This is a genomic window from Pantoea vagans (assembly GCF_001506165.1).
GTDB lineage: Bacteria > Pseudomonadota > Gammaproteobacteria > Enterobacterales > Enterobacteriaceae > Pantoea > Pantoea vagans_C.
Map to the genome: position 1 here is coordinate 2776376 of NZ_CP011427.1, position 22932 is coordinate 2799307.

The 22932-nt window shown below is 54.9% G+C and carries 23 protein-coding genes and 3 tRNA genes; 9 read left to right on the top strand and 17 right to left on the bottom strand.

What is annotated here, in order from left to right:
- Nucleotides 1-187 precede the first annotated feature (187 nt).
- The 4 genes from galT to gpmA all read left to right on the top strand — a co-directional run bounded on the left by galT (nucleotide 188) and on the right by gpmA (nucleotide 4312).
- Nucleotides 188-1231, top strand: a complete 1044-nt coding sequence (gene galT, locus LK04_RS12940) for a galactose-1-phosphate uridylyltransferase (protein WP_039336638.1) — start codon at nucleotides 188-190, stop codon at nucleotides 1229-1231.
- Nucleotides 1232-2380 carry a galactokinase gene (gene galK / locus LK04_RS12945; protein ID WP_039336640.1) on the top strand — a complete coding sequence of 383 codons (1149 nt, stop codon included), beginning with the start codon at nucleotides 1232-1234 and terminating at the stop codon, nucleotides 2378-2380.
- Complete coding sequence (gene galM / locus LK04_RS12950) at nucleotides 2374-3408, top strand: galactose-1-epimerase (RefSeq protein ID WP_039336642.1); 1035 nt, start codon at nucleotides 2374-2376, stop codon at nucleotides 3406-3408. Before galK ends, galM begins: the two co-directional genes overlap by 7 nt.
- 151 nt (nucleotides 3409-3559) lie before the next feature.
- Nucleotides 3560-4312, top strand: coding sequence for a 2,3-diphosphoglycerate-dependent phosphoglycerate mutase (gene gpmA, locus LK04_RS12955; RefSeq protein WP_039336643.1), 753 nt, complete (start codon nucleotides 3560-3562; stop codon nucleotides 4310-4312).
- Nucleotides 4313-4373: 61 nt separating this feature from the next.
- On the opposite strand, the gene aroG is transcribed toward gpmA, so the two are convergent.
- Nucleotides 4374-5426: a 3-deoxy-7-phosphoheptulonate synthase AroG gene (gene aroG, locus LK04_RS12960; protein WP_039336645.1), complete on the bottom strand. Its 1053-nt coding sequence runs from the start codon at nucleotides 5424-5426 to the stop codon at nucleotides 4374-4376.
- A 295-nt stretch (nucleotides 5427-5721) separates the two neighbouring features.
- Here aroG and LK04_RS12965 point away from each other — a divergent pair, with 295 nt between their 5' ends.
- From LK04_RS12965 to zitB, 4 genes are all read left to right on the top strand, one after another.
- A complete protein-coding gene (locus tag LK04_RS12965) occupies nucleotides 5722-6081 on the top strand; it encodes a YbgS-like family protein (protein ID WP_039336647.1) in 360 nt (119 codons plus the stop codon).
- 102 nt (nucleotides 6082-6183) lie between these two features.
- On the top strand, nucleotides 6184-6768 hold the full coding sequence (locus tag LK04_RS12970) for a response regulator transcription factor (protein WP_059109808.1): 585 nt from the start codon (nucleotides 6184-6186) through the stop codon (nucleotides 6766-6768).
- 8 nt (nucleotides 6769-6776) lie between these two features.
- On the top strand, nucleotides 6777-9836 hold the full coding sequence (locus tag LK04_RS12975; RefSeq protein ID WP_081998081.1) for an ATP-binding protein: 3060 nt from the start codon (nucleotides 6777-6779) through the stop codon (nucleotides 9834-9836).
- Nucleotides 9805-10773 carry a CDF family zinc transporter ZitB gene (gene zitB / locus LK04_RS12980; protein WP_039330402.1) on the top strand — a complete coding sequence of 323 codons (969 nt, stop codon included), beginning with the start codon at nucleotides 9805-9807 and terminating at the stop codon, nucleotides 10771-10773. The genes LK04_RS12975 and zitB overlap by 32 nt, the downstream gene beginning before the upstream one ends.
- Here the strand turns inward: zitB and pnuC are convergent.
- The 3 genes from pnuC to LK04_RS12995 form a co-directional block, all read right to left on the bottom strand.
- Nucleotides 10767-11489 carry a nicotinamide riboside transporter PnuC gene (gene pnuC / locus LK04_RS12985; RefSeq protein WP_039330587.1) on the bottom strand — a complete coding sequence of 241 codons (723 nt, stop codon included), beginning with the start codon at nucleotides 11487-11489 and terminating at the stop codon, nucleotides 10767-10769. The two genes, zitB and pnuC, sit on opposite strands and share 7 nt — an antisense overlap.
- Nucleotides 11490-11588: 99 nt before the next feature.
- Nucleotides 11589-12650, bottom strand: a complete 1062-nt coding sequence (gene nadA, locus LK04_RS12990) for a quinolinate synthase NadA (protein ID WP_039330403.1) — start codon at nucleotides 12648-12650, stop codon at nucleotides 11589-11591.
- 135 nt (nucleotides 12651-12785) lie between these two features.
- Nucleotides 12786-13292, bottom strand: coding sequence for a methylated-DNA--[protein]-cysteine S-methyltransferase (locus LK04_RS12995; RefSeq protein WP_039330404.1), 507 nt, complete (start codon nucleotides 13290-13292; stop codon nucleotides 12786-12788).
- Between the two features lie 237 nt (nucleotides 13293-13529).
- Between LK04_RS12995 and LK04_RS13000 the strand changes: the two genes are divergently transcribed.
- Nucleotides 13530-15017: an AlkA N-terminal domain-containing protein gene (locus LK04_RS13000; protein WP_039330405.1), complete on the top strand. Its 1488-nt coding sequence runs from the start codon at nucleotides 13530-13532 to the stop codon at nucleotides 15015-15017.
- A gap of 17 nt (nucleotides 15018-15034) precedes the next feature.
- On the opposite strand, the gene LK04_RS13005 is transcribed toward LK04_RS13000, so the two are convergent.
- The 13 genes from LK04_RS13005 to cydB all read right to left on the bottom strand — a co-directional run bounded on the left by LK04_RS13005 (nucleotide 15035) and on the right by cydB (nucleotide 22929).
- A tRNA-Lys gene (locus tag LK04_RS13005) sits at nucleotides 15035-15110 on the bottom strand.
- A gap of 30 nt (nucleotides 15111-15140) precedes the next feature.
- A tRNA-Lys gene (locus LK04_RS13010) sits at nucleotides 15141-15216 on the bottom strand.
- Nucleotides 15217-15268: 52 nt separating this feature from the next.
- Nucleotides 15269-15344: transfer RNA gene (locus tag LK04_RS13015), tRNA-Lys, on the bottom strand.
- A 165-nt stretch (nucleotides 15345-15509) separates the two neighbouring features.
- Nucleotides 15510-16319, bottom strand: a complete 810-nt coding sequence (gene cpoB / locus LK04_RS13020) for a cell division protein CpoB (protein ID WP_039330407.1) — start codon at nucleotides 16317-16319, stop codon at nucleotides 15510-15512.
- A gap of 9 nt (nucleotides 16320-16328) precedes the next feature.
- Nucleotides 16329-16844 (bottom strand): peptidoglycan-associated lipoprotein Pal, encoded by a 516-nt coding sequence (gene pal / locus LK04_RS13025; RefSeq protein ID WP_039330408.1) that lies wholly within the window; start codon nucleotides 16842-16844, stop codon nucleotides 16329-16331.
- A gap of 64 nt (nucleotides 16845-16908) precedes the next feature.
- A complete protein-coding gene (tolB, locus tag LK04_RS13030; protein WP_039330409.1) occupies nucleotides 16909-18204 on the bottom strand; it encodes a Tol-Pal system beta propeller repeat protein TolB in 1296 nt (431 codons plus the stop codon).
- A gap of 116 nt (nucleotides 18205-18320) precedes the next feature.
- Nucleotides 18321-19607, bottom strand: coding sequence for a cell envelope integrity protein TolA (gene tolA, locus LK04_RS13035; RefSeq protein WP_039330411.1), 1287 nt, complete (start codon nucleotides 19605-19607; stop codon nucleotides 18321-18323).
- A gap of 25 nt (nucleotides 19608-19632) precedes the next feature.
- Nucleotides 19633-20061: a colicin uptake protein TolR gene (gene tolR, locus LK04_RS13040; protein WP_034829164.1), complete on the bottom strand. Its 429-nt coding sequence runs from the start codon at nucleotides 20059-20061 to the stop codon at nucleotides 19633-19635.
- A 13-nt stretch (nucleotides 20062-20074) separates the two neighbouring features.
- Complete coding sequence (tolQ, locus tag LK04_RS13045) at nucleotides 20075-20761, bottom strand: Tol-Pal system protein TolQ (RefSeq protein WP_039330423.1); 687 nt, start codon at nucleotides 20759-20761, stop codon at nucleotides 20075-20077.
- Nucleotides 20758-21180 (bottom strand): tol-pal system-associated acyl-CoA thioesterase, encoded by a 423-nt coding sequence (gene ybgC, locus LK04_RS13050; protein ID WP_202404442.1) that lies wholly within the window; start codon nucleotides 21178-21180, stop codon nucleotides 20758-20760. Before ybgC ends, tolQ begins: the two co-directional genes overlap by 4 nt.
- A gap of 187 nt (nucleotides 21181-21367) precedes the next feature.
- A complete protein-coding gene (gene ybgE, locus LK04_RS13055; RefSeq protein ID WP_039330427.1) occupies nucleotides 21368-21661 on the bottom strand; it encodes a cyd operon protein YbgE in 294 nt (97 codons plus the stop codon).
- Nucleotides 21661-21774: a cytochrome bd-I oxidase subunit CydX gene (gene cydX, locus LK04_RS13060; RefSeq protein WP_058962355.1), complete on the bottom strand. Its 114-nt coding sequence runs from the start codon at nucleotides 21772-21774 to the stop codon at nucleotides 21661-21663. Before cydX ends, ybgE begins: the two co-directional genes overlap by 1 nt.
- Before the next feature lie 15 nt (nucleotides 21775-21789).
- Nucleotides 21790-22929, bottom strand: a complete 1140-nt coding sequence (gene cydB / locus LK04_RS13065; protein WP_039330429.1) for a cytochrome d ubiquinol oxidase subunit II — start codon at nucleotides 22927-22929, stop codon at nucleotides 21790-21792.
- Nucleotides 22930-22932: the final 3 nt, after the last annotated feature.

Sequence of the window (22932 nt, forward strand, 5' to 3'; positions counted from 1 at the left end):
CTTATGTAACCGCTACCATTAACCCGCCTGGTATTTCAGCAAACACGCGCTATAACCCCACAAAATGAGAATCGTCACCTTGTGTAAACGATACCATTTATCCAGACTGGATCACGCTTTCATGCGGGCCTTTGTGCTACTTTGATCGCAGTGATTTTGATCCGTTTGCCGTTTACCAGGACTCGTTATGGAAAAATTTAACCCGGTTGATCATCCGCATCGCCGTTATAACCCATTGATCGATCAATGGGTGCTGGTCTCACCGCATCGTGCTAAGCGCCCATGGCAAGGGGCGCAGGAAACCCCTGCGCTGGAGCAACTGCCCGCGCACGATCCCGACTGTTTCCTGTGTGCAGGCAACACGCGTATCACCGGTGACAAAAATCCTGATTACAAAACCACCTATGTCTTCACTAATGACTTCGCCGCGCTGATGACCGATACGCCTGACGCGCCGGAAAGCGAAGACATCTTGATGCGTTGTGAAAGTGCGCGTGGTACCAGCCGTGTGATCTGCTTTTCGCCCGATCACAGCAAAACGCTGCCCGAACTGCCGTTGAGTGGCCTGGAAGATATCGTGCGCACCTGGCAGGAACAGACCGCCGATCTCGGTCAACACTACCCTTGGGTGCAAGTGTTTGAGAACAAAGGCGCGGCGATGGGCTGCTCAAATCCCCATCCGCACGGTCAGATTTGGGCCAACAGTTTCCTGCCCAACGAAGCGCAAAAAGAAGATGATAATCAGCGCCGCTACTTTGATAAAAAAGGTTCACCGTTATTAGTGGATTACGTCGCGCGTGAATTGAAAGACGGCAGCCGCACGGTGGTGGAGACCGAACACTGGCTGGCCGTGGTGCCTTGGTGGGCGGCCTGGCCGTTTGAAACCCTGCTGTTGCCAAAAGCACACGTGAAACGCATCACCGATTTAACGCCGGCCCAGCGCAGCGATCTGGCGCTGGCGCTGAAGCAGCTCACCAGCCGTTACGACAACCTGTTCCAGTGCTCTTTCCCCTACTCCATGGGCTGGCACGGCGCACCGTTTAACGGTGAAGCCAACGACCACTGGCAGTTGCACGCTCACTTCTATCCGCCGCTGTTACGTTCAGCCACGGTACGCAAATTTATGGTTGGCTACGAAATGCTGGCCGAAACCCAACGTGATTTAACGGCGGAACAGGCAGCAGAACGTCTGCGTTCTGTCAGCGATATCCATTTCCGCGAGGCGCAATAAATGTCATTAAAATCCATCACTCAACAGGTTTTCGCTGACACTTTTGGCTATCAGCCGACGCACAGTATCCAGGCGCCAGGTCGTGTGAACCTGATTGGTGAACACACCGACTACAACGATGGCTTTGTGTTGCCGTGTGCCATCGACTATCAAACCGTGATTGCCTGCGCCAAACGCGACGATCGTCAGGTGCGCGTCGTCGCGGTTGATTACGATAATCAGCAAGACAGTTTCTCGCTGGACGCGCCGATTGAGCCGCTGAAAGAACCGATGTGGGCCAATTATGTGCGTGGTGTGGTGAAACATTTGCAGAAGCGCGATGCCAGCTTCGGCGGTGCCGATCTGGTGATCAGTGGTAACGTCCCTCAGGGTGCAGGTCTCAGTTCATCGGCATCGCTGGAAGTGGCAGTGGGCACAGTGTTCCAGCAGCTGTATCAGCTGAAACTCGACGGCGCGGCGATTGCGGTCAACGGCCAGGAAGCGGAGAACCAGTTCGTGGGCTGCAACTGCGGCATTATGGATCAGCTGATCTCCGCGCTCGGCCAGCCCGATCACGCCATGTTGCTGGATTGCCGTACCCTCGGTACGCGCGCGGTCTCCATGCCTGAAGATGTCGCTGTGGTGATTATCAATTCTAACTTCCGTCGTAGCCTGGTGGGCAGTGAATACAACACCCGCCGTGAGCAGTGTGAAACCGGTGCGCGCTTCTTCAACAAACCCGCGCTGCGTGACGTGACGCTGGCCGAGTTCCAGGCCTCTGAATCACAACTCGATGCTTTGGTGGCGAAACGTGTACGCCACGTCATTACCGAGAATGCCCGTACGCTGGAAGCGGCCGATGCCCTGAGCAGCGGCGATCTGAAACGGATGGGCGAGCTGATGGCGGAATCCCATGCTTCGATGCGTGATGATTTCGAAATCACCGTACCGCCGATCGATCAGTTGGTTGAGATTGTAAAAGCCGAAGTTGGCCCGCGTGGTGGCGTGCGTATGACCGGTGGTGGTTTTGGCGGCTGCATCGTGGCGCTGATGCCAACCGATCTGGTTGATCAGGTGAAAGCCGCAGTGGCCGAGAAATACGAAGCGCAGACCGGCATTAAAGAGACCTTCTACGTCTGCAAAGCGTCAGCAGGAGCGGGCCAATGGTAACTGACGTTAATTCCCATGCGCCAGACGGGCAACCGTGGCGCATCACCGTGTTGCGTAACCGCAATGGCATGGTTGCCACCTTTATGGATTGGGGCGCGACATGGTTGTCTGCACGCGTACCCATGCAGGATCACAGCGTGCGCGAAGCACTGTTAGGCTGCGCGACACCATCGGACTATCTGCATCAGGATGCCTATCTCGGCGCGACTATCGGCCGCTACGCGAACCGTATCGCGTCGGCTGAACTCAAGCCGCTCAATCTGCTGCTGGCCGCCAATCAGGGCCCGCATCAACTGCACGGTGGGCCAGAAGGCTTCGACAAACGTCGCTGGCAGATCGTTAGCCAGAGCGAAACCGAAGTGCATTATCGCCTCGACTCACCCGATGGCGATCAGGGCTTCCCGGGTAATCTGATTGCCGATGTGGTTTATCGTCTTGATGAGGATAACAGCCTGTCGATTCGCTATCAGGCGGAAACGGACAAGGCTTGCCCGGTCAATCTCACTAATCATGCTTACTTTAACCTTGATGCGCATCATGGCGATGCGCGCCAGCATCGCTTACAACTGCACGCGGATCGTTACTTACCGGTCGACAGTGAAGGTATTCCCAACGCGCCACTGAAAGCGGTGGCGGGCACCAGCTTCGATTTTAATCAACCGAAGCGCGTGATGGATGACTTCCTCGCCGATGACGATCAAAAAGCGGTGAAAGGCTATGACCATGCCTTCCTGCTGAATACCGCAGGCGACAGCAGCCAACCCGCCGCCCAATTGTGGTCGGCGGATGGCAAGCTGTCATTGACTGTGTTTACCGCCGCACCGGCACTGCAGTTCTATTCCGGCAACTATCTGGAAGGAACGCGCGCCCGTGAACAGGGCAGCTATACTGCTTTCCAGGGCATCGCGTTGGAGAGTGAATTTTTACCGGATTCGCCCAACCATACCGAGTGGCCACAGCCGGATTGCTGGCTGCAACCCGGCGACCGCTGGCAGTCTGAGACGTGTTATCGCTTCACGGCACACTGAGCCAGCGGATGAAAAACGCGCACTGCGTTACCGACAGACTTACGCAGTGCGATGTTTTCCGCTATGGTATGGCGCTATTAGTGAGCCACAGCGTCAGGTGGCCGCAGCCGGTTTCGATAACTATCTACATCAAGCATTAAGGAGTTAAGCTATGGCCGTAACTAAGCTGGTTCTGGTGCGACACGGCGAAAGCCAGTGGAACCAGGAAAACCGCTTCACCGGATGGTATGACGTCGATTTGTCTGACAAAGGTCGCACTGAAGCCAAAGCAGCCGGTCAGCTGCTGAAGAAAGAAGGTTTCGTGTTTGATTTCGCTTACACCTCCGTGCTGAAACGTGCCATCCACACCCTGTGGAACGTGCTGGATGAGCTGGATCAGGCTTGGCTGCCGGTTGAGAAAACCTGGCGTCTGAACGAGCGTCACTACGGTGCGCTGCAAGGTCTGGATAAAGCCGAAACCGCCGCTAAATACGGCGACGACCAGGTTAAGCAGTGGCGTCGTGGCTTTGCCATCACCCCACCAGAACTGGACCGTGCGGATGAGCGTTTCCCTGGCCACGATCCACGTTACGCATCACTGACTGATGCGCAGCTGCCAACTACCGAAAGCCTGGCACTGACCATTGAGCGCGTGATCCCTTACTGGAATGAAAACATTCTGCCGCGCATCAAAAGCGGTGAGAAAGTCATCATTGCAGCACACGGCAACTCACTGCGCGCACTGGTTAAATACCTCGATAACCTGAGCGAAGACGAGATTCTTGAACTGAACATCCCAACTGGCGTGCCATTGGTGTATGAGTTTGATGAGAACTTCAAACCGCTGAAGCGTTACTACCTGGGTGATGCAGACGAGATCGCAGCGAAAGCGGCGGCCGTTGCTAACCAGGGTAAAGCCAAGTAATTACCGGCTTAAAATAAAAAGGCCAGACGCGAGTCTGGCCTTTTTTTTGCGCGCGAGGCGTTTAACCGCGGCGCTGTTTGATCGCCTGCGCCAGTTGACGCAACGCTTTCTCAGTGTCTTCCCAGCCAATACAGGCATCAGTGACACTCTGGCCGTAGACCAACGGTTTACCGCTTTCGAGACTCTGGTTACCTTCCACCAGATGGCTCTCAATCATCACGCCGGTAATCGCCTGCTCACCGCCAGCAATCTGCTGCGCCACGTCTTCAGCTACCACCATCTGACGCTGAAACTGTTTGCTGCTGTTAGCGTGGCTGAAATCGATCATCACCTGCGGACGCAAGCCCGCTTTTTCCAGACCGGTTTTCACCGCTGCCACATGTTCTGCACTGTAGTTCGGCTCTTTGCCGCCACGCAGGATGATATGGCAATCTTCGTTACCGCTGGTTTCAACAATCGCCGAGTGGCCAAATTTGGTGACGGAGAGGAAGCAGTGCGGCGCACTGGCTGCACCAATCGCATCGATCGCCACTTTAATGGTGCCATCGGTGCCATTTTTGAACCCAACCGGGCAAGAGAGACCGGAAGAGAGTTCACGGTGCACCTGTGATTCGGTGGTGCGTGCACCAATAGCGCCCCAGCTCATCAAATCAGCCATGTACTGTGGGGTGATCATATCAAGGAACTCACCTGCGGCAGGCAAGCCCATATCATTGATGTCCACCAGCAGTTTACGCGCCAGGCGTAGACCGTCGTTGATTTGGAAGCTGCCATCCATGAAAGGATCGTTTATCAGCCCTTTCCAACCCACGGTAGTACGCGGTTTTTCAAAATAAACGCGCATCACTACTTCAAGCTCGCCCTTGAGTTCTTCACGCAGTGTCAGAAGGCGTTGAGCATACTCTTTGGCCGCTTCGGTATCGTGGATCGAACAAGGACCGATCACCACCAGCAGACGATCATCTTGACCGTGCAGAATGCGGTGAATCGACTGACGTGCCTGGGCAACGGTCTCAGCGGCTTTATCGGTAGCGGGGAATTTTTCGAGCAAAGCAACAGGAGGCAGTAACTCTTTGATCTCTCTGATGCGTAAATCGTCGTTCTGGTAATCCATGCTTAATTCCATTCAAATTTCTGGCCCCGCGTTCGCCGGGCGCAACCTGTTAAATGTATCCCTTCGGGCATCAGGTGTAAATTCCACACGCAAGGAAATGCATTTGTTAAATTTGCATTTATCTGGTCGTCGACTAAGCTTTTTAAATGTAAGCACTAAGGAATGACGTTCTTACAAGATTAAATTTTTAAGCGAAGCGTTAATGGTGGAATTATATTCCGTCACGGTACGTTATTTTCGTTAACCAGCACCACCGGGTGCCTGATGGCAACTCACCATCGATTAAAGGAGCATAATGATGAATAAGTTTGCATTGATCTTTTTGACGGCAGCGATGACTTTGGGCAGTGGCGCAGCAATGGCCGCTGACAGCAACAACGGCAGTACTAATGCCTCCGCTGAAGCCGGGGCCGCTGCAGGTGGGGCTAAAGAGAACCTGCCACCGAATAACGTTGATAACAGTAAAATCAACAATGGCAGCATGAATACTAACAGTGCCGCAACTTCAGGCACCAGCAGCGGCAATATGACCGCTGAACAGATTCATAAAAACACCATGTGTAAAGACGGCAAATGTCCGGATATGAATAAGAAAGTCGACACCAAAAAAGGTGGCGGCCATGTGAAACACAAAACGGATGGGACTACGCAGTAAGTCTTTACCGATCACACAAAGGGAGCGCTATGGCGCTCCCTTTATTTTTCCCTCTGCTCTTTTCCGCTATGCTGAAGCCCTCAAATAAACAGGAACTGTTTTATGGCTTCGCTACTGCTCATTGATGACCATCCGCTGGTTGAAGTCGCACTGGAAGCGGCCTGCGTTAATTCCCCTATTCCTTTAAAGGTGCACGCGGCGGCAGATGAAACCCAGGCCCGCCAATTTTTGCAGCAACATACCTACGATCTGATCGTGCTCGACATCGGCTTACCGAACAGTGATGGGCTGGAGCTACTGCGCCGCTTGCGCGCGCGTGATGAATGTTGCCCGGTATTAATCTATTCGGCGCAGCAGAGCCGCCATACGCTACTCAGTGCCGTATCATTGGGTGCGGCGGGTTATGTGGTAAAGAGCCAGAGCATGGCACAGTTGTTAAGTGCCATTCTCGCCGTGCTGGGCGGCCAGCGAGCCTTCCCGCCACTGCCCGACCGCATTGAATTACCGCTCACCGATAAAGAGCAGCAGATTGTCGCACTGTTAGTACGTGGCTTGTCGAATTTACAGATTGGTGAACAACTGCATATCAGCAATAAAACTGTCAGTACTCACAAGAAAAACATTCTGGAGAAAACCGGCGTGCAGTCCGTGGTGGAATTAGCCGAACTGTGGAAAGCGCAGCAGTGAGAGGGGTTATGCTGCTGTGCGTGCTGCTATTCAGCCTGGCCGCTCGCGCAGATTTACAGCCCGCCAGCAGTGTGATGCTGCCCGCTATGATGCCCGCGCCGCATGCCGAACCCTGGACAGCACCTAACCTGCGCGTTGCCGTACCGGCACAAAACAGCGCACCCTGGGCAATGCGCATCGGCGATCGTATTTGGGGTATTGATGCGGATTATCTCAGCGCCCTGAGCCAGCTCACCGGCACGCACTTTACCCTGCAAAGCTTCCCGGATCGCAATCAGCAACTTGCGGCACTGGCGCGTGGCGACGTCGATTTTGTCTTGAGTAACGCGCACTTCCCGCTCACCGATGGCCTGCAAACCAGCGACAGCTGGTACAACAGCCCGATTCGTATTTATCGTAATCGTGATAACCAGCGGGCCGTGATGTTCAACAGCGATAGCGCCCAGCTCACCATTGCTGAGGCCACGCTGGCGCATTTGCCTGAAGCCTTTGTGCGCAGCCACCGCTGGCACAGCCTGCCGGGCGATTTACAGGCGTTGTATGCCCTGCTCAACCAACAGAGTGATTATCTGGTAGCAGACGAAGCCAGCGCCGGATTTCTGCTCAGCCAACTGCAACAGGGACAGATTTACCAAATCACTGCCGATCCCGGTGCGGGTGAGCTCTCTTTACGGGCATTCGCGCGCGATCCGGCGCTGATTCAGTGGCTCAATACGCAACTGCGTTTACTCCCCGCCGAGTTCAGTAACCGGGTTCAGCAGCGCTGGAGCCTACCTTTGCTGCGATATCAGGATACGCAGACGTTAATGCTGACTGCCGCCGAGAAACAGTGGCTGGCACAGCAGCAGGAGATCTCTTACGCCGCCGAAGCCGACAATGCGCCCTGGAGTTACCGTGATAGTAACGGCAATGCACGCGGCTTTGGCATCGACTTGCTCAACGCCTTGAGTCAAAGCACTGGGCTGCACTTCACGCCACGCTGGGTGAGCAACCCGCAGCAGGCCAATGCGCTGCTACAGCAACATCAGGTCATGCTGAATCTCATGCAACCGCTATATGAAGACGATGCCAGCAGCAACACCTTGCCGGTATGGCGCGCCATCTGGGGGATTTATACCCTCAATACTCAGCAGCCGATGGGTTGGCAGTCACTGCAGCATCGACGCGTTGGGGTTTTACGGGCTGACTTAGCCCAGCGTTTACTGCCGGCTGATATCACCCCACAGTTGTTTGACGACCGTGCGCAGCTGTGGCAAGCCCTCAATAGCGGCCAGATCGATGCGCTGGTGGATAACGTGCTGTCGGCGCGCTGGCGCATGGCCAGCCACAGCGATAATCGCGTGCATTTGGCCTTCGCCGCCAGCGATATTGCCTGGCCACTGGCTCCGCAGGTCAGCATCGAACAGCCGCAATTGCGAGCACTGTTGGATCATGCACTGCAGCAGATCCCGCCGGATACGCTAAATCAGATGCGCATCAGTTGGTCACAGCCGCCGCAACCGGGCACCAGTGTGGCAATGCGTAATGTTCCGCTGATGATCTTGATCGTGGCAGGGCTCACCATCCTGCTGCTGTTAATCCTGCTATTACGCCGTTACCTGCAACAGCGCCGTGAACGTATCCAGCGCGAACAGGCTGAACGCGCCAATGCCGCCAAAAGCCAGTTCCTTGCCACCGCCAGCCACGAATTGCGCACCCCGATGCAGGCGATTCTCGGTCTGCTGGAACTTGAACAGCAGCAGCATCCCAGCGAACGATTGACGCTGATGCACAGCAGTGCCCGCTCACTGATGACGCTGCTGAATGATTTGCAGGATCATGCCCGCATTGAGAATCAGAGTTTCCGTCTGGCCCCGCGCCCGCTCAATCTGGCACTCTGGCTGCAACAACAGCAGCAGTTTTACCATCCATTAATGCGTGAATCGGGCCCAGAGATGATCATCGAAGCCCTGACGCCGTTGCCCACCTGGGTGATGTTGGATAGCGATCGCCTGCAACAGGTGGTGAATAATCTGGTGGCAAATGCGCTGAAGTTCACCCGCCATGGCGAAGTACGGCTGTCGCTGGCAGTGGATGAACAAATTCATCTCACCGTGGCGGACAGTGGCAGCGGCATTCCGCTCAGCGAACAGACGCAGCTGTTTGAACCATGGTATCAGGCCCCATCCGGCAAAAGCCATGCGGTACAGGGCAGCGGTTTAGGCTTGTTTATTTGCCGGGAGATTGTGCAGCGCATGGGAGGAAGCCTGACGCTGACCTCCGAACCCGATCAAGGCACCACGGTGAATGTCCTGCTGCCGCTGGAGCGAAGTGATACTGGCCCCGTCGATGACCACGCCATCTGGCCGCGCTATCCGCATCTGCGTGTAGCCGTTGTTGATGACCATCCGACCAATTTGTTGGTTCTACAGCAGCAGCTGGCAAGTTTTGGCGTGACAGCTGAACTGTTTGAGGACGGCCGTAGCCTGCTGCGAGCCGATGCACAACAACCGTTCGATGTTCTGCTCATCGACCAGATGATGCCGCGCCCGGATGGCTTAACCCTGCTGCGCATTCTGCGCCGACGCCATCAGCGACGTGCCAGTCCCGCGCTGCGAGTGCTCTGCTCCGCCGATGTGCAGTTGCTGAAAATCACGCTGCAGGAGAACGAAGCCCTGCTGCTGAAGCCGATTGAGCGCGAGCATCTGGTCCCGCTGCTGGCGCGCGCCGTGCAGGATCCCCTGAGCCCGCTACACGAGAGCCTGTTGATTCTGGCGCAGCACAATGAGGCCTTTATCCCGCGTATCTGCCAGACGCTACAACGCACACTACAGCAGGATCGTGATGCGCTGCTGGCCGCCAGCGCCAGCGACGACTGGCCAGCACTGGAGCGTGCCGCACACCGCATGAAGGGAAGTTGGCTGATGCTGGGCATGGATGAGATTGCCGGGTACTGCCAGCAGCTGACCGACCAGGCAAAACAGCAACAGCTGGACGCAGATGCACTCAATTTACTGATATCATTAACGAACAGGTTACTTAACCAACTGGAAAGTTATGGCACACACTCATTCTCACAGCGAGCATAACGGCAACCGCACCCGTCTGGCGGCCGCGTTTGGCGTCACCGCCCTGTTTATGGTGGCCGAAGTGATTGGCGGCGTCATTTCAGGCTCGCTGGCGCTGCTGGCCGACGCCGGGCATATGCTGACCGATACCGCTGCGCTGCTGATGGCGCTGCTCGCCGTGCAATTTTCCCAGCGTAAACCCAATGCGCGCCACACCTTCGGTTTGCTGCGTCTCACCACTTTAGCGGCATTCGTTAACGCCATCGCACTGCTTGTCATCACCGTAATGATCGTCTGGGAAGCGCTGCGCCGCTTCTACCAACCGCAGCCGATTGAAGGGGGGCTGATGCTTGGCATTGCGATTGCCGGTCTGCTGGCTAATCTGCTCTCGTTCTGGCTGCTGCATCGTGGCAGTGAAGAGAAGAACCTCAACGTGCGCGCGGCGGCTTTGCATGTGCTGGGCGATCTGCTGGGTTCAGTGGGTGCTATTGTCGCCGCGATCATCATTATGCTGACCGGCTGGACACCGATTGACCCAATTCTGTCGCTGCTGGTGTCACTGTTGGTGGTACGCAGCGCGTGGTCATTGCTGCGGGAAAGTTTGCATGAATTGCTGGAAGGTGCGCCGAGCAACATCAATGCCGATAAACTGGCACGTGAACTGACGCGCAACATCGCGGAAGTGCGCAATGTGCATCATGTTCACGTTTGGCAGGTCGGTGAAAAGCCGGTGCTGACGCTGCATGTGCAGGTGATCCCACCTTACGATCATGACGGCTTATTGCGCAGCATCCATAAATATCTGCATCAGCATTACCAGATTGCCCACGCCACCGTGCAGATGGAGTATCAGCCTTGTGTCGGGCCGGACTGCGAACTCTGCGCGGTCAACAGCTCAGCGCACCACGATCACCATGAACATGCTGCGCTGAATGGCCACGCCCATCACCATCATTGATTAGAGAGTGCGCGCGACCCTTGTTCGCGCGCGCTTTGCATCCACAGGCGCGTGCCATTGAGCGCAATCAGCGTCAGAATCGCGTACTCCAGCGACATCGCATAGACCCCCTGACGGGCAAAGATCATCACGCTGATCACATTGATCACCACCCATAACAGCCAGTTCTCAACGTATTTTCGCGTCATCAAAATCATCGCCACAATCGACAGCACCATCATGCAGGAGTCCCAGAACGGGAACGCATCTGGCTGCAGTTGCGGCATCTGTACCTGCATGCCCAGGCTTTGCATGATCCCGACCGCTGTTTTCGTCAGGAACGCAAACACCGGATCGATATACAGCGTCATCAACGCGATGGCTACCACGCAGGCCACGCCCCACCCCAACGCTTTTGGCAGCGACAGCCAGCGGATTTTCAGCGCGGTTTCATGGTTCGCGGTTTGTCGGCTCCACGCATACCAGCCGTAAACGTTGGCGACAAAGAAGAACAGTTGCAGCAGCAGGCTGGCATACAGCTGGATCTGGAAAAAAATCACCGCAAACAGGGTGACGTTGATCAGTCCAAACAGGTAGTTAATGATTTTTTCCTGGCTGGCGAGCCAGATGCACAGAAGTCCCGCGAGGGTGCCGACGGCTTCAATCCACGACAGATCGTAGCCCCCGACGCCAATGGGAATGTGAACCAAAATATTTTGTGTGCTGAAGAAGTCCATGAAGTGCACCTGTATGAAAGCCGTCTCAGGCAAAGTGCCGATCATCCTGGTTGGGCGGCGTGAAGCCCGCCCCTGCAACAGTCAGTCAGCAACATTCACCTAGGCGTTCCCTTTCACCTTGAGTTTAAGTTGTGCTGCAAAGTCTAGCATGCGGTTAAGCGGGATCAACGCGGCTTCACGCAGCGCCGCATCCACATGGATCTCATGCGCGTGGCCGCCATTTTCCAGCCCTTCGGCAATGGCTTTCAGGCCGTTCATCGCCATCCACGGGCAGTGCGCGCAGGTCCGGCAGGTGGCGCCCTCACCTGCTGTCGGTGCTTCCAGTAACTCTTTGTCTGGCACCGCCTGCTGCATTTTGTAGAAGATGCCGCGATCGGTCGCGACAATCATTTTTTGGTGCGGCAAGGTTTTCGCTGACTGGATCAGCTGGCTGGTCGATCCCACCGCATCGGCCAAATCCACAATCGCCTGCGGCGATTCCGGATGCACCAGCACCGCCGCCTCAGGATAGAGTGCTTTCATGCGCTGCAAGGCCTGGGTTTTGAATTCATCATGCACAATGCAGGCGCCCTGCCAGCACAGCACGTCAGCGCGAGTCTGCTTGGTCACGTAACGCCCAAGGTGACGATCCGGAGCCCAGATGATCTTTTCACCGAGGCTATCAAGATGTTCGATCAGCTCAACCGCGATGCTGGATGTCACCACCCAATCTGCCCGCGCTTTCACCGCTGCCGAGGTGTTGGCGTACACCACCACGGTGCGATCCGGGTGCGCATCACAGAAGCGATTGAACTCTTCAATCGGACAGCCAAGATCCAGTGAACATTCCGCCTGCAAGGTCGGCATTAGCACGGTCTTTTCCGGACTCAGGATCTTGGCGGTTTCGCCCATAAAACGCACCCCGGCCACCAGCAAGGTTTTCGCCGGATGTGTACTGCCAAAGCGCGCCATTTCCAGTGAGTCCGAGACACAGCCGCCAGTCTCTTCCGCCAGCGCCTGAATTTCAGGATCGGTGTAATAGTGTGCCACCAGCACTGCATCACGCTCTTTTAGCAAGCGTTTGATTTCAGAGAGGTAATGGGATTTTTCATCCTGGCTGAGGCGCGCCGGTTTCGGCGGGAAGGGATAAATGGCGCTTTCAGGATCGAACATCAGGCTCATGACACGGCTCTCGTTTTCTCAATTTAACAAAATTGCCCTTTGAGGCAATGATGCGGCATCAAAACCGCCATCGTGTTTTATATGCTAAACACGATAGCGGAATTGCGCGAGAGTGTCGTCTCTTTTTTATGCGGGTTACAGCAGCAGTGATCCGCCTAACGCTTTTTGCGGGCTCTCCAGTTCGAGCAGAAATGCTTTCACATCTAACCCGCCGGCAAACCCGGTCAGTTTACCGTTGCTGCCAATCACACGATGACAGGGTGCCATAATCGACAACGGGTTTTTCCCGTTCGCCGCCCCCACCGCTCGCACGGCTTTCGGATTGCCAATCTGCTCCGCAATTTGCAGGTAACTGCGGGTTTCACCAAATGGAATCGTGAGCAGTGCTTGCCACACCTTTTTCTGAAACTCAGTCCCGACCGTGTCGTAGGGCATATCAAACTGCTGGCGCTCACCGGCGAAGTACTCGCGCAGTTGGCGCTCGGCCTCGCACAGTATCGGATGCTGATCGTTACGGCTGACAGGCTTGAGCGGCACGCGCTGTGACCCTTCGTTCTCCCATAGAATCGCTGACAATCCTTTGTCTGTCGCAATCAGCGTCAGTTCTCCCACCGGTGTGGGGATGATTTTGGCATGATACATGTTGCACCTCCGGCGTAAATCAGTGCGCCATTATCGCACTTTTATCGCAATAGACTGGCTGTTTTCGGTCATGAGCTTAAACTGGTTTGCTGTCCGAAAGCAGCGAGTTTTGTTTAGCCACTTGCGCGACGATACCCAAAATCATTCAAGGCGCAGCACGGCGGCAAACCAGAGCAGCCAAGGTATCTGCGCTTTGAAGTACGAAGGGTATATGCGGTTTATTTGCTGGAGAAGATGATGTTCGATCCCGATATTGCTTACCAGGCGCTGACCTCGCGCGATAGCCGCTTTGACGGGCTTTTCTACGTCGGTGTGACGTCAACCGGCATCTATTGCCGCCCCATCTGTCCGGTGAAAGCGCCGATGCAGAAGAACTGCCTGTTTTTCACCAGCGCCGAAGCCGCCGAGAAGGCCCATTTCCGTCCCTGCCTGCGCTGCCGCCCGGAACTGGCCCCCGGTTTTGCGCCGGTCGATAGTCATCACCGCATCGCCGATCGCCTGATCCGCCGTATTGAAGAGGGCTTGCTGGAAGAGCAAGAGACGCTCGCCGATATCGCCAATGAGTTTGCCCTGAGCGAACGCCAACTTCGACGCGTGGTGCAACAGGAGCTGGGCGTATCGCCTATTGAACTACGCCAAACGCGACGCATGCTGCTGGCGAAGCAACTCCTTACCGAGACCTCACTGCCCGTAACAGAAATCGCCTATGCCAGCGGTTTCCGTAGCCTGCGCCGCTTTAATGATGTATTCCAGGCACGCTATCGCATGACGCCCTCTCGCCTGCGCAAGCAAAGCCAACCTGACAGCATGACGACGGTGCAAGAGAGCGCTGAGCTACGTCTCAGCTATCGCCCGCCCTATGACTGGGCCGCGATTATCGATTTCCTGCAACAGCGCGTGATGAAGGAGGTGGAGTGGGTCAGTGAAGGCGTCTATCACCGCACCGTGGCGCTGGGGCATTGCCGAGGCTGGGTGCGGATCAGCCATCTTCCTGAAAAGCAGGCGCTCAAAGTCCAGTTCACCACCACCTTAACCCCGGTTTTGCCCGCATTGCTGCGGCGACTGCGTGACCTGTTTGATCTGGATGCCCAACCACAGCGCATCAGCGAGCAGCTAAGCCAGGATCCGCTGTTAGCCGAGAGTGTGTCTCGCTATCCCGGGTTACGCGTTCCTGGTGCGTTTGACGGCTTTGAATTGGGTGTGCGCGCTATCCTCGGCCAGCAGGTCACGGTGAAAGCTGCCACCACCTTAAGCAGTCGCGTAGCCGAACGTTTCGGTGAACCGCTGACCACGCCATGGCCTGAACTTTCTCGCTTACCGCCTACTGCAGAATCACTAGCAACCGCCACCATCGATGATATCGCCAGTCTTGGCATCGTCAGCGCGCGCTCACAGGCGATTCAGGCGCTGGCGCAGGCTTGTGCCTCCGGGGAGCTACGCTTTAACGGTGCAGTGAATCCTGACGTGGTACAGCAGCAACTGCTGGCGTTAAAAGGTGTTGGGCCGTGGACAGCGAGTTACATCGCGATGCGTGCCCTACGCTGGCCGGATGCGTTCCCGAAAGAGGACATTGCGATTCGTAACAATCTCGGCGGCGTCAGTGCCAAAGTGGCGGAACAGTTATCGCAGGTTTGGCGGCCATGGCGCAGCTATGCGGTACTGCATATCTGGAAGAGTTTGACGCCGGGTAAGAAGCAAAGCAGAAAAGCAAAAAGGCGCCTTTAGGGCGCCTTTCTACATAGTGGTGGGTCGTGCAGGATTCGAACCTGCGACCAATTGATTAAAAGTCAACTGCTCTACCAACTGAGCTAACGACCCCTCGATGAGGGCTTACAACTTTACACTTGATGGTGGGTCGTGCAGGATTCGAACCTGCGACCAATTGATTAAAAGTCAACTGCTCTACCAACTGAGCTAACGACCCATCAAGGTTGTGAAGCGACTGAAGAAAACATCTAACATACAGCAGGTTAAGATGGTGGGTCGTGCAGGATTCGAACCTGCGACCAATTGATTAAAAGTCAACTGCTCTACCAACTGAGCTAACGACCCATCTTCAGGCTGCCGGACGCTTTGTTAAACTGCCCGGGCAACGGCGGCATATATTACTGATTTAGCGGGAGGGCGCAACCCTTATTTCTCACCAAATCACTCAATTGCTTACCTTTCATGCTGCAAGACCAGAAATCATACGAAATCCGGTCATTGCTGCACAAATTACATCCCAGCGAGACGCTTTTGCGCCAGCTTGGCAGATTCGCTGCTTGGGAATTGTTTGATCACTTGTTGATAGACCGCTTTAGCTTTCGCCGTATCGTTCTTCTCTTGCATGATCACGCCAACCTTAAACAACGCTTCTGGGGCCTTCGGCGACTTCGCATAGTTCTTCACCACAGTGGCAAAATAATACGCGGCATCGTCCTTCTTACCCTTGTTGTAATACAACTGACCCAGCCAATAATTGGCGTTCGGTTGATACGTGGAGTCAGGATACTTCTTCACCCACGCCTGCAGGGCAGTAATGGCCTGATCGAACTGCTTCTTCTCCAGAATCAGCGCGACGGCAGCATTGTAATCGGTATTGGCATCGCCGGTTTGTGCAGGGGCAGCGGAACTTCCACTTGCATTGCTACCGCCTGCATCAGCGTTTCCCGCAGCACCTGCTGCTCCCGCCGCTGCGGCATCACCGCCACCGCTCGTCTGTGCGCCGTTACTCCCACTGCTCAGACTATCAATCTGCTGATAAAGCTGCTTCTGGCGCTCAATCACCTGATTAAGTTGATAGCTGTTCTGTTGGATTTGGCCGCGCAGCGAATCGATATCGCTTTGGTTGTCACTCATCTGCTGCTGCAATTGCTGCAGAAGCTGAGCCTGGGCATTGGAGATACGTTCAAGATTGGTGACACGGTCTTCGACCGAGCCTGAGCCAACGCTACTGATTGACGCTTGGGCAATAGCGGCCCAAGGAGCCGCTACGCCAACCAGTAACGACAGACTCAACAAATGAAGTCTGAAGTTACTCATCATATGATGCTCTTAGTAAACCAGTACGGCACGACGGTTTTTAGCGTAAGCCGCTTCGTCATGACCCAGTACAGCTGGTTTCTCTTTACCGTAAGAAACGATAGACATCTGGTCAGCAGACACGCCTTTACCCTGCAGATACATCTTAACGGCGTTAGCACGACGCTCGCCCAGGGCGATGTTGTACTCTGGGGTACCGCGCTCATCCGCGTGACCTTCGATGGTCACTTTGTAAGACGGGTTACCACGCAGGAATGCTGCGTGCTGATCCAGCATCTGAGCGTAGTCAGAAGCGACGTCATACTTATCCAGACCGAAGTAAACGATGTTGTTCTGCTGCAGCTGCTGCATCTGCAGACGCGCTTGCTCGTCAGAAGACATGTTACCGTTCTGGCCAGCACCGTAAGCGCCGTTGTCTGCGCCCATACCGGTCTGGTCGTTGTTGTTGTTTTTGTGTGAGCTACATGCAGCTACCGCGATTACCGGCAGAGCCAGCATCAAACCCTTCAGCACTTTGTTCAGTTGCATTTCTTTATCCTATTATTTTGTTTGCTATACATGGTTATCCCCCACTATGCAGGGGACCTATGCATTACAGATACGGCGACCAGGCAGGGAATTTGACCTGTCCATCGGTTGCCGGAAGACGCGCTTTGAAACGCCCATCTGTTGAAACCAACTGCAACACGGAACCCATCCCCTGAGTAGAGCTATAGATTACCATCGTGCCGTTAGGGGCCAGACTTGGCGTCTCATCCAGGAACGTGTCCGTTATTGTTTGAACGGCTCCCGTTACCAGATCCTGTTTGGCGACATGCTGAGCACCACCGGCGCTGCTGATCATCACCATCGTTTTGCCGTCGGAAGACACATCCGCATCCTGGTTCTGAGCACCTTCCCAGGTAATACGTTGTGGCGCACCGCCGTTAATACCAATCTTATAAATCTGAGGCGCACCCGCCTGATCCGAGGTATAAGCCAGTGTCTGGCTATCCGGGAACCAGGTCGGTTCGGTGCTGTTATAACGACCATCAGTCACCTGACGCGTCTGACCTGAAGCCAGATCCATCACATACAAATTCAGGCTACCGGTTTTAGACAGCGCAAAGGCCAGCTTAGAACCATCCGGCGAGAAGGCCGGAGCACCGTTGTGGCGTGGGTAAGAAGCAACCTGACGAATCGCACCGTTGGCCAGCGTCTGCACCACCAGAGCCGATTTACCGCTCTCGAAGGTCACGTAAGCCACTTTACTGCCGTCTGGTGACCAGGCTGGTGACATCAATGGTTCTGGTGAGCGATGCACCACAAACTGGTTATAACCGTCGTAGTCGGATACGCGCAGTTCATACGGGAACTGACCGCCGTTGGTCTGCACCACGTAAGCGATACGCGTACGGAATGCACCTTTAATACCGGTCAGCTTCTCGAACACTTCGTCACTGGCGGTGTGGGCAGCATAACGCAACCACTGCTTAGTCACTTTATAAGAGTTCTGCGCCAATACTGTACCTGGCGCACCGCCGGTATCCACCAGTTGGTAAGCAACCTGATAACTGCCATCTGGGTTAGGCGTCACCTGCCCCACAACCACGGCATCAATACCCAGCGCGCTCCAGGCAGCAGGTTGAACTTCCTGCGCACTGGTCGGCTGTTGCGGCAGACGTGAACGATCAAGCGGGTTAAATTTACCGCTGTTACGTAAGTCAGCGGAAACAATCCCGCCCACATCTTCTGGTGCCGCGCCTGGGCCCGCCCATTTGAACGGAACCACACCTATTGGGCGTGCGGTATTCACACCCTGCGTAATTTCAATACGCACTTCTGCGTGCAGCATCGCTGCCCACAGCAGTACAAAAAAGCCTAACGTTACACGAAGTGCCTGCTTCATCTTATCTCCCTTACCTGAACCTGAGTTCACGATAATTCGCACAGTTCCTGAAAAAACACGAGTACTCGTAAAATACGGCAAGCTAACCTTAGTTCAACCTGCCGTGGGTTACTGCATTATTCCGGTTTGAAACGCATTGGCGCGTTTTTAAACACTTCATACACCGCTTGCGATGGCGGCTTAGGAATATGAGCTTGCTTCGCAGCAGTAATTGCAGCCTGGCACAACGCAGGGTCGCCGCCCTCTGCTTTAACATCGATCAGCAAACCATCCGGGGCCAGTTTGATACGCAGGTTACACTCTTTACCCTTATAAGTATCAGCATCATAGAAACGACTCTGAATCGCTCCCACAACCTGCCCCATATAGGAGTTAATCTCTGCGCCTGACGCACCAGCCTTTTTCTGATTCCCCTGCCCTGCTGCACCGCCAGAAGCTGTGCCACTTTTCGGTGCATTCTTACCAGAAGAAAGGCCACCTAACAGGTCATCAACGTCACTTTCATTCTTGGCCGCTTCCGCAGCGGCTTTTTTCTTAGCGTCGGCCGCCGCTTTGGCTTTCGCCGCAGCATCCGCTTTCGCCTTGGCAGCTGCATCGGCTTTGGCTTTTGCCTCTGCTGCAGCTTTCTCTTTCGCTGCTTCAGCGGCTTTTTCCTTCGCCTCTTCCGCTGCTTGCTCTTTGGCTTCTTTCGCTTCCTGAGCCGCTTTCGCCTTTGCGTCTGCTGCAGCCTGCGCTTTGGCCTCAGCAGCCGCTTGCGCTTTCGCTTCCGCCGCTGCCTTCGCCTGCTCTACGGCTTTCTCTTTCGCCGCTTCTGCCGCTGCCGCTTTCGCTTGCTCTTCCGCTTTCTTCTTCGCGTCGGCTGCTGCCTGCTTCGCTTCTTCTACGGCTTTGGCTTTCGCATCAGCTGCTGCTTTCGCCTGGGCATCTGCTTGCGCTTTCGCATCGGCTTTCGCTTTGGCTGCCGCCGCTTCAGCCGCTTTCTGCTGATCCTGAGCCTGCTTTGCCGCCGCCTCAGCGGCTTTCTGCTGTTCAGCTTGCTGCTTCGCCTGCTCTTTGGCTTCCTGCTGGGCCTGCAAGCGCTCTTTTTCCATCTCTTTCAGACGCTGCTGCTCGGCAGCCTGCTTCTGCTGTAACTCTTCGGCCTGCTGCTGTGACTGCTTCTGACGTTGTTGCTCAGCGCGTTGGCTGTCACGTTGCTGATTCTGCTGACGGTTATATTGTTCAACCACGGCACCAGAATCGACCATCACTGCGTCAATATCACTGCCGCCACCGCCGCCGCTGGATTCGATCTTTTCGTTAAACGAGCTCCAAATCAGCAGGGCGATCAGCACGATGTGCAGAATCACCGAAATGATTATCGCGCGTTTTAATTTGTCGTTCTGCTCGGTTACCTTCGACACTCTCGGATCCCAAAAACGGTTCGCTTTAAATCGGCTGTGTCATCAAACCGACAGATTTCACGCCAGCCTGATGTAACAGGTTCAGCGCCTTGATGATTTCGTCGTAAGGCACATCCTTCGCACCACCAATCAGGAACACGGTCTTCGGATTGGCTTCAATGCGACGCTGCGCTTCACTCACCACCTGTTCCGGCGGTAGCTGTGTCATACGATCGTGATCCACCACCAGGCTGTACTGCCCTACGCCAGCCACTTCGACAATGACCGGTGGATTATCATCCGTTGAGACCGTTTTTGAGTCGGTCGCGTCAGGTAAATCCACTTCCACGCTCTGAGTAATAATCGGCGCAGTTGCCATAAAGATGAGCAGCAGTACCAACAGCACGTCCAGCAGTGGAACAATGTTGATTTCCGACTTAAGGTCGCGGCGCCCGCGACCACGGGTTCTGGCCATCGTTAACCTCGACTTACTTCGCGTTATCGGTGGAGAAAGCCTGACGATGCAGGATAGCCGTGAACTCTTCCATAAAGTTGTCGTAGCCCTGCTCCAGCTTATTCACACGCTGGTTCAGACGGTTGTACGCCATAACAGCAGGAATCGCGGCGAACAGACCGATGGCCGTCGCGATCAACGCTTCGGCAATACCCGGCGCAACCATCTGCAAGGTGGCTTGCTTCACTGCACCCAGTGCGATAAAGGCGTGCATGATCCCCCACACCGTACCAAACAGACCAATATACGGGCTGATGGAACCGACGGTGCCAAGGAAAGGAATATGATTTTCCAGCGTTTCCAGTTCGCGATTCAGGGAAATACGCATCGCGCGGCTAGCGCCCTCCACCACCGCTTCCGGTGCATGGTTGTTCGCACGGTGTAAACGGGCGAACTCTTTAAAACCCGAATAGAAAATTTGCTCGGAACCGGCCAGTTCATCACGGCGTCCCTGGCTCTCCTGATACAGGCGAGATAACTCGATACCTGACCAGAACTTATCTTCAAAGGCTTCGGCTTCACGACCCGCCGCATTCAGGATGCGCGTGCGCTGAATAATGATCGCCCAGGAGGCAATAGAAAAGCCGATCAAAATCAACATGATAAGTTTGACCAGAAGGCTCGCCTTCAGGAACAAATCAAGAACATTCATGTCAGTCACTGCTTGAACTCCGCGACAATAGACTTGGGAAGCGCAATCGGCTTCATTAGATGTGGGTTGATGCAGGCAATCAGGACTTCTGCTTCATTCAGCACTTTGCCTTCTGCATTCACGATACGCTGCGAGAACGTCATGGTGGCGCGGGTCATGGCGGTCACTTCACTCTGGATGTCCAGAAGATCGTCAAGACGTGCTGCGGCAACAAAGTCTATCGTCATGCGTCGTACCACAAACGCCACCTGTTCTTCCAACAGGGCTTGTTGATTGAAATGGTGCTGGCGCAACATCTCGGTACGTGCTCGTTCATAGAAAGCAAGATAACTGGCGTGGTAAACCACACCACCGGCATCGGTGTCTTCGTAATAGACACGAACCGGCCAGCGAAACAGCGTTGTACTCACTCTACATCCCGGTCTCATTTTAAACGTTGCTACTATACGCAAGTGAGATCGGCTTGGGAATGGTCCGCCAGAGCCAGGAGAAAATAATTATCACACGTTAACAACTGGAAGGATTTTTGGGAGATTTCTTGACCAGGTACTGACAAAAACTCACGTCAGCACCTGAATTTAGACAAAAAACGCAGGGATTGGGGATACGCAGTGCTTAATGATAAAACCAGTAAATCCCCAGAACTAACACCAGCATCGCTGGCAGGGGTGAGAACACCGCTCGCCAGCGCGTTTGCAGTGGGCGAAAACCGGTGCCATGAATCACGCCGGCGCACACCGCCCAAATCAACAGTAATCCATGCCAGATAGCTAACTCGCTGGTGCGGGCAGCAAAGCGTGAGGGTTGCCAAATGACACAACCCGCCAGCCATAACGCCAGTATCAACGAAAGGGCCCGTAACGGGCCCTTGTCCATCAGACGATAGAGTGTCTGAATCAGCGTGCGCATCAGTGCTGTTTATCCTTCGCGCCGCTCTCTTCTGCTTGCTCGATCGCCAGCGCCGTGATCACGCCAAACGCACAGGCCAGCAGGGTGCCAAGAATCCAGGCAAAATACCACATGCTCAATCTCCTTAATCAGTACAGGGAGTGCGTATTGCTCTCAATGTGTTCTTTGGTGATACGGCCAAACATCTTGTAGTAGCACCAGGTGGTGTACGCCAGAATGATGGGAACAAAGATGATGGCAGCGAAGGTCATCACTTTCAGTGTTAACAGGCTAGAGGTGGCATCCCACATGGTCAGACTGGTGCCCGGCACGGTGCTGGAAGGCATGATGAATGGGAACATCGCAATGCCCGCCGTCATGATCACGCAAGCCAGTGTCAGTGAAGAGAAGATAAACGCCCATGCGCCCTTCTCCATCCGCGAACAAAGAACGGTTAACAGTGGCAGCACCACACCTAACACAGGGAACAACCACAGTATTGGCGTCTGCTCAAAGTTCACCAGCCAGGCACCGGCTTCACGCACCACTTCTTTACCCAACGGGTTGGATGCAGCATGGTGATCAATAACGCTTTTCACCACATAGCCATCAATGCCGTATTTCACCCACACGCCCGCTAACACGAAGCACACCATCATCACCAACGCGCTGATTTGCGCGGTGCCGCGTGAGCGCAGGTGGAGATCACCGGTGGTACGCATCTGTAGATAGGTTGCACCTTGCGTCAAAATCATCGCGACGCTGATCACGCCCGCCAGGAGACCGAACGGATTCAGTAACTGGAAGAAGTTACCGGTGTAGAACAGACGCAAGTACTCATCCGCATGGAAAGGAACCCCTTGCAGCAAGTTGCCAAACGCCACGCCAATCACCAGCGGCGGCACAAAGCTGCCGATGAAGATGCCCCAGTCCCAGGTGTTGCGCCAGCGCAAATCTTCAATCTTCGAGCGATAGTCAAAACCCACCGGACGGAAGAACAGGGATGCCAGCACCAGAATCATCGCCACATAGAAGCCGGAAAACGCGGCGGCATATACCATCGGCCATGCAGCAAACAGCGCACCGCCGGCGGTGATTAGCCATACCTGGTTGCCGTCCCAGTGCGGGGCGATACTGTTAATCATGATGCGACGTTCTGTGTCGGTGCGACCCAGAATGCGCGTTAGCATGCCCACGCCCATATCAAAGCCATCCGTCACGGCGAAGCCAATCAGCAGCACGCCAATCAGCAGCCACCAGACAAAGCGCAATACTTCGTAATCAAACATGGT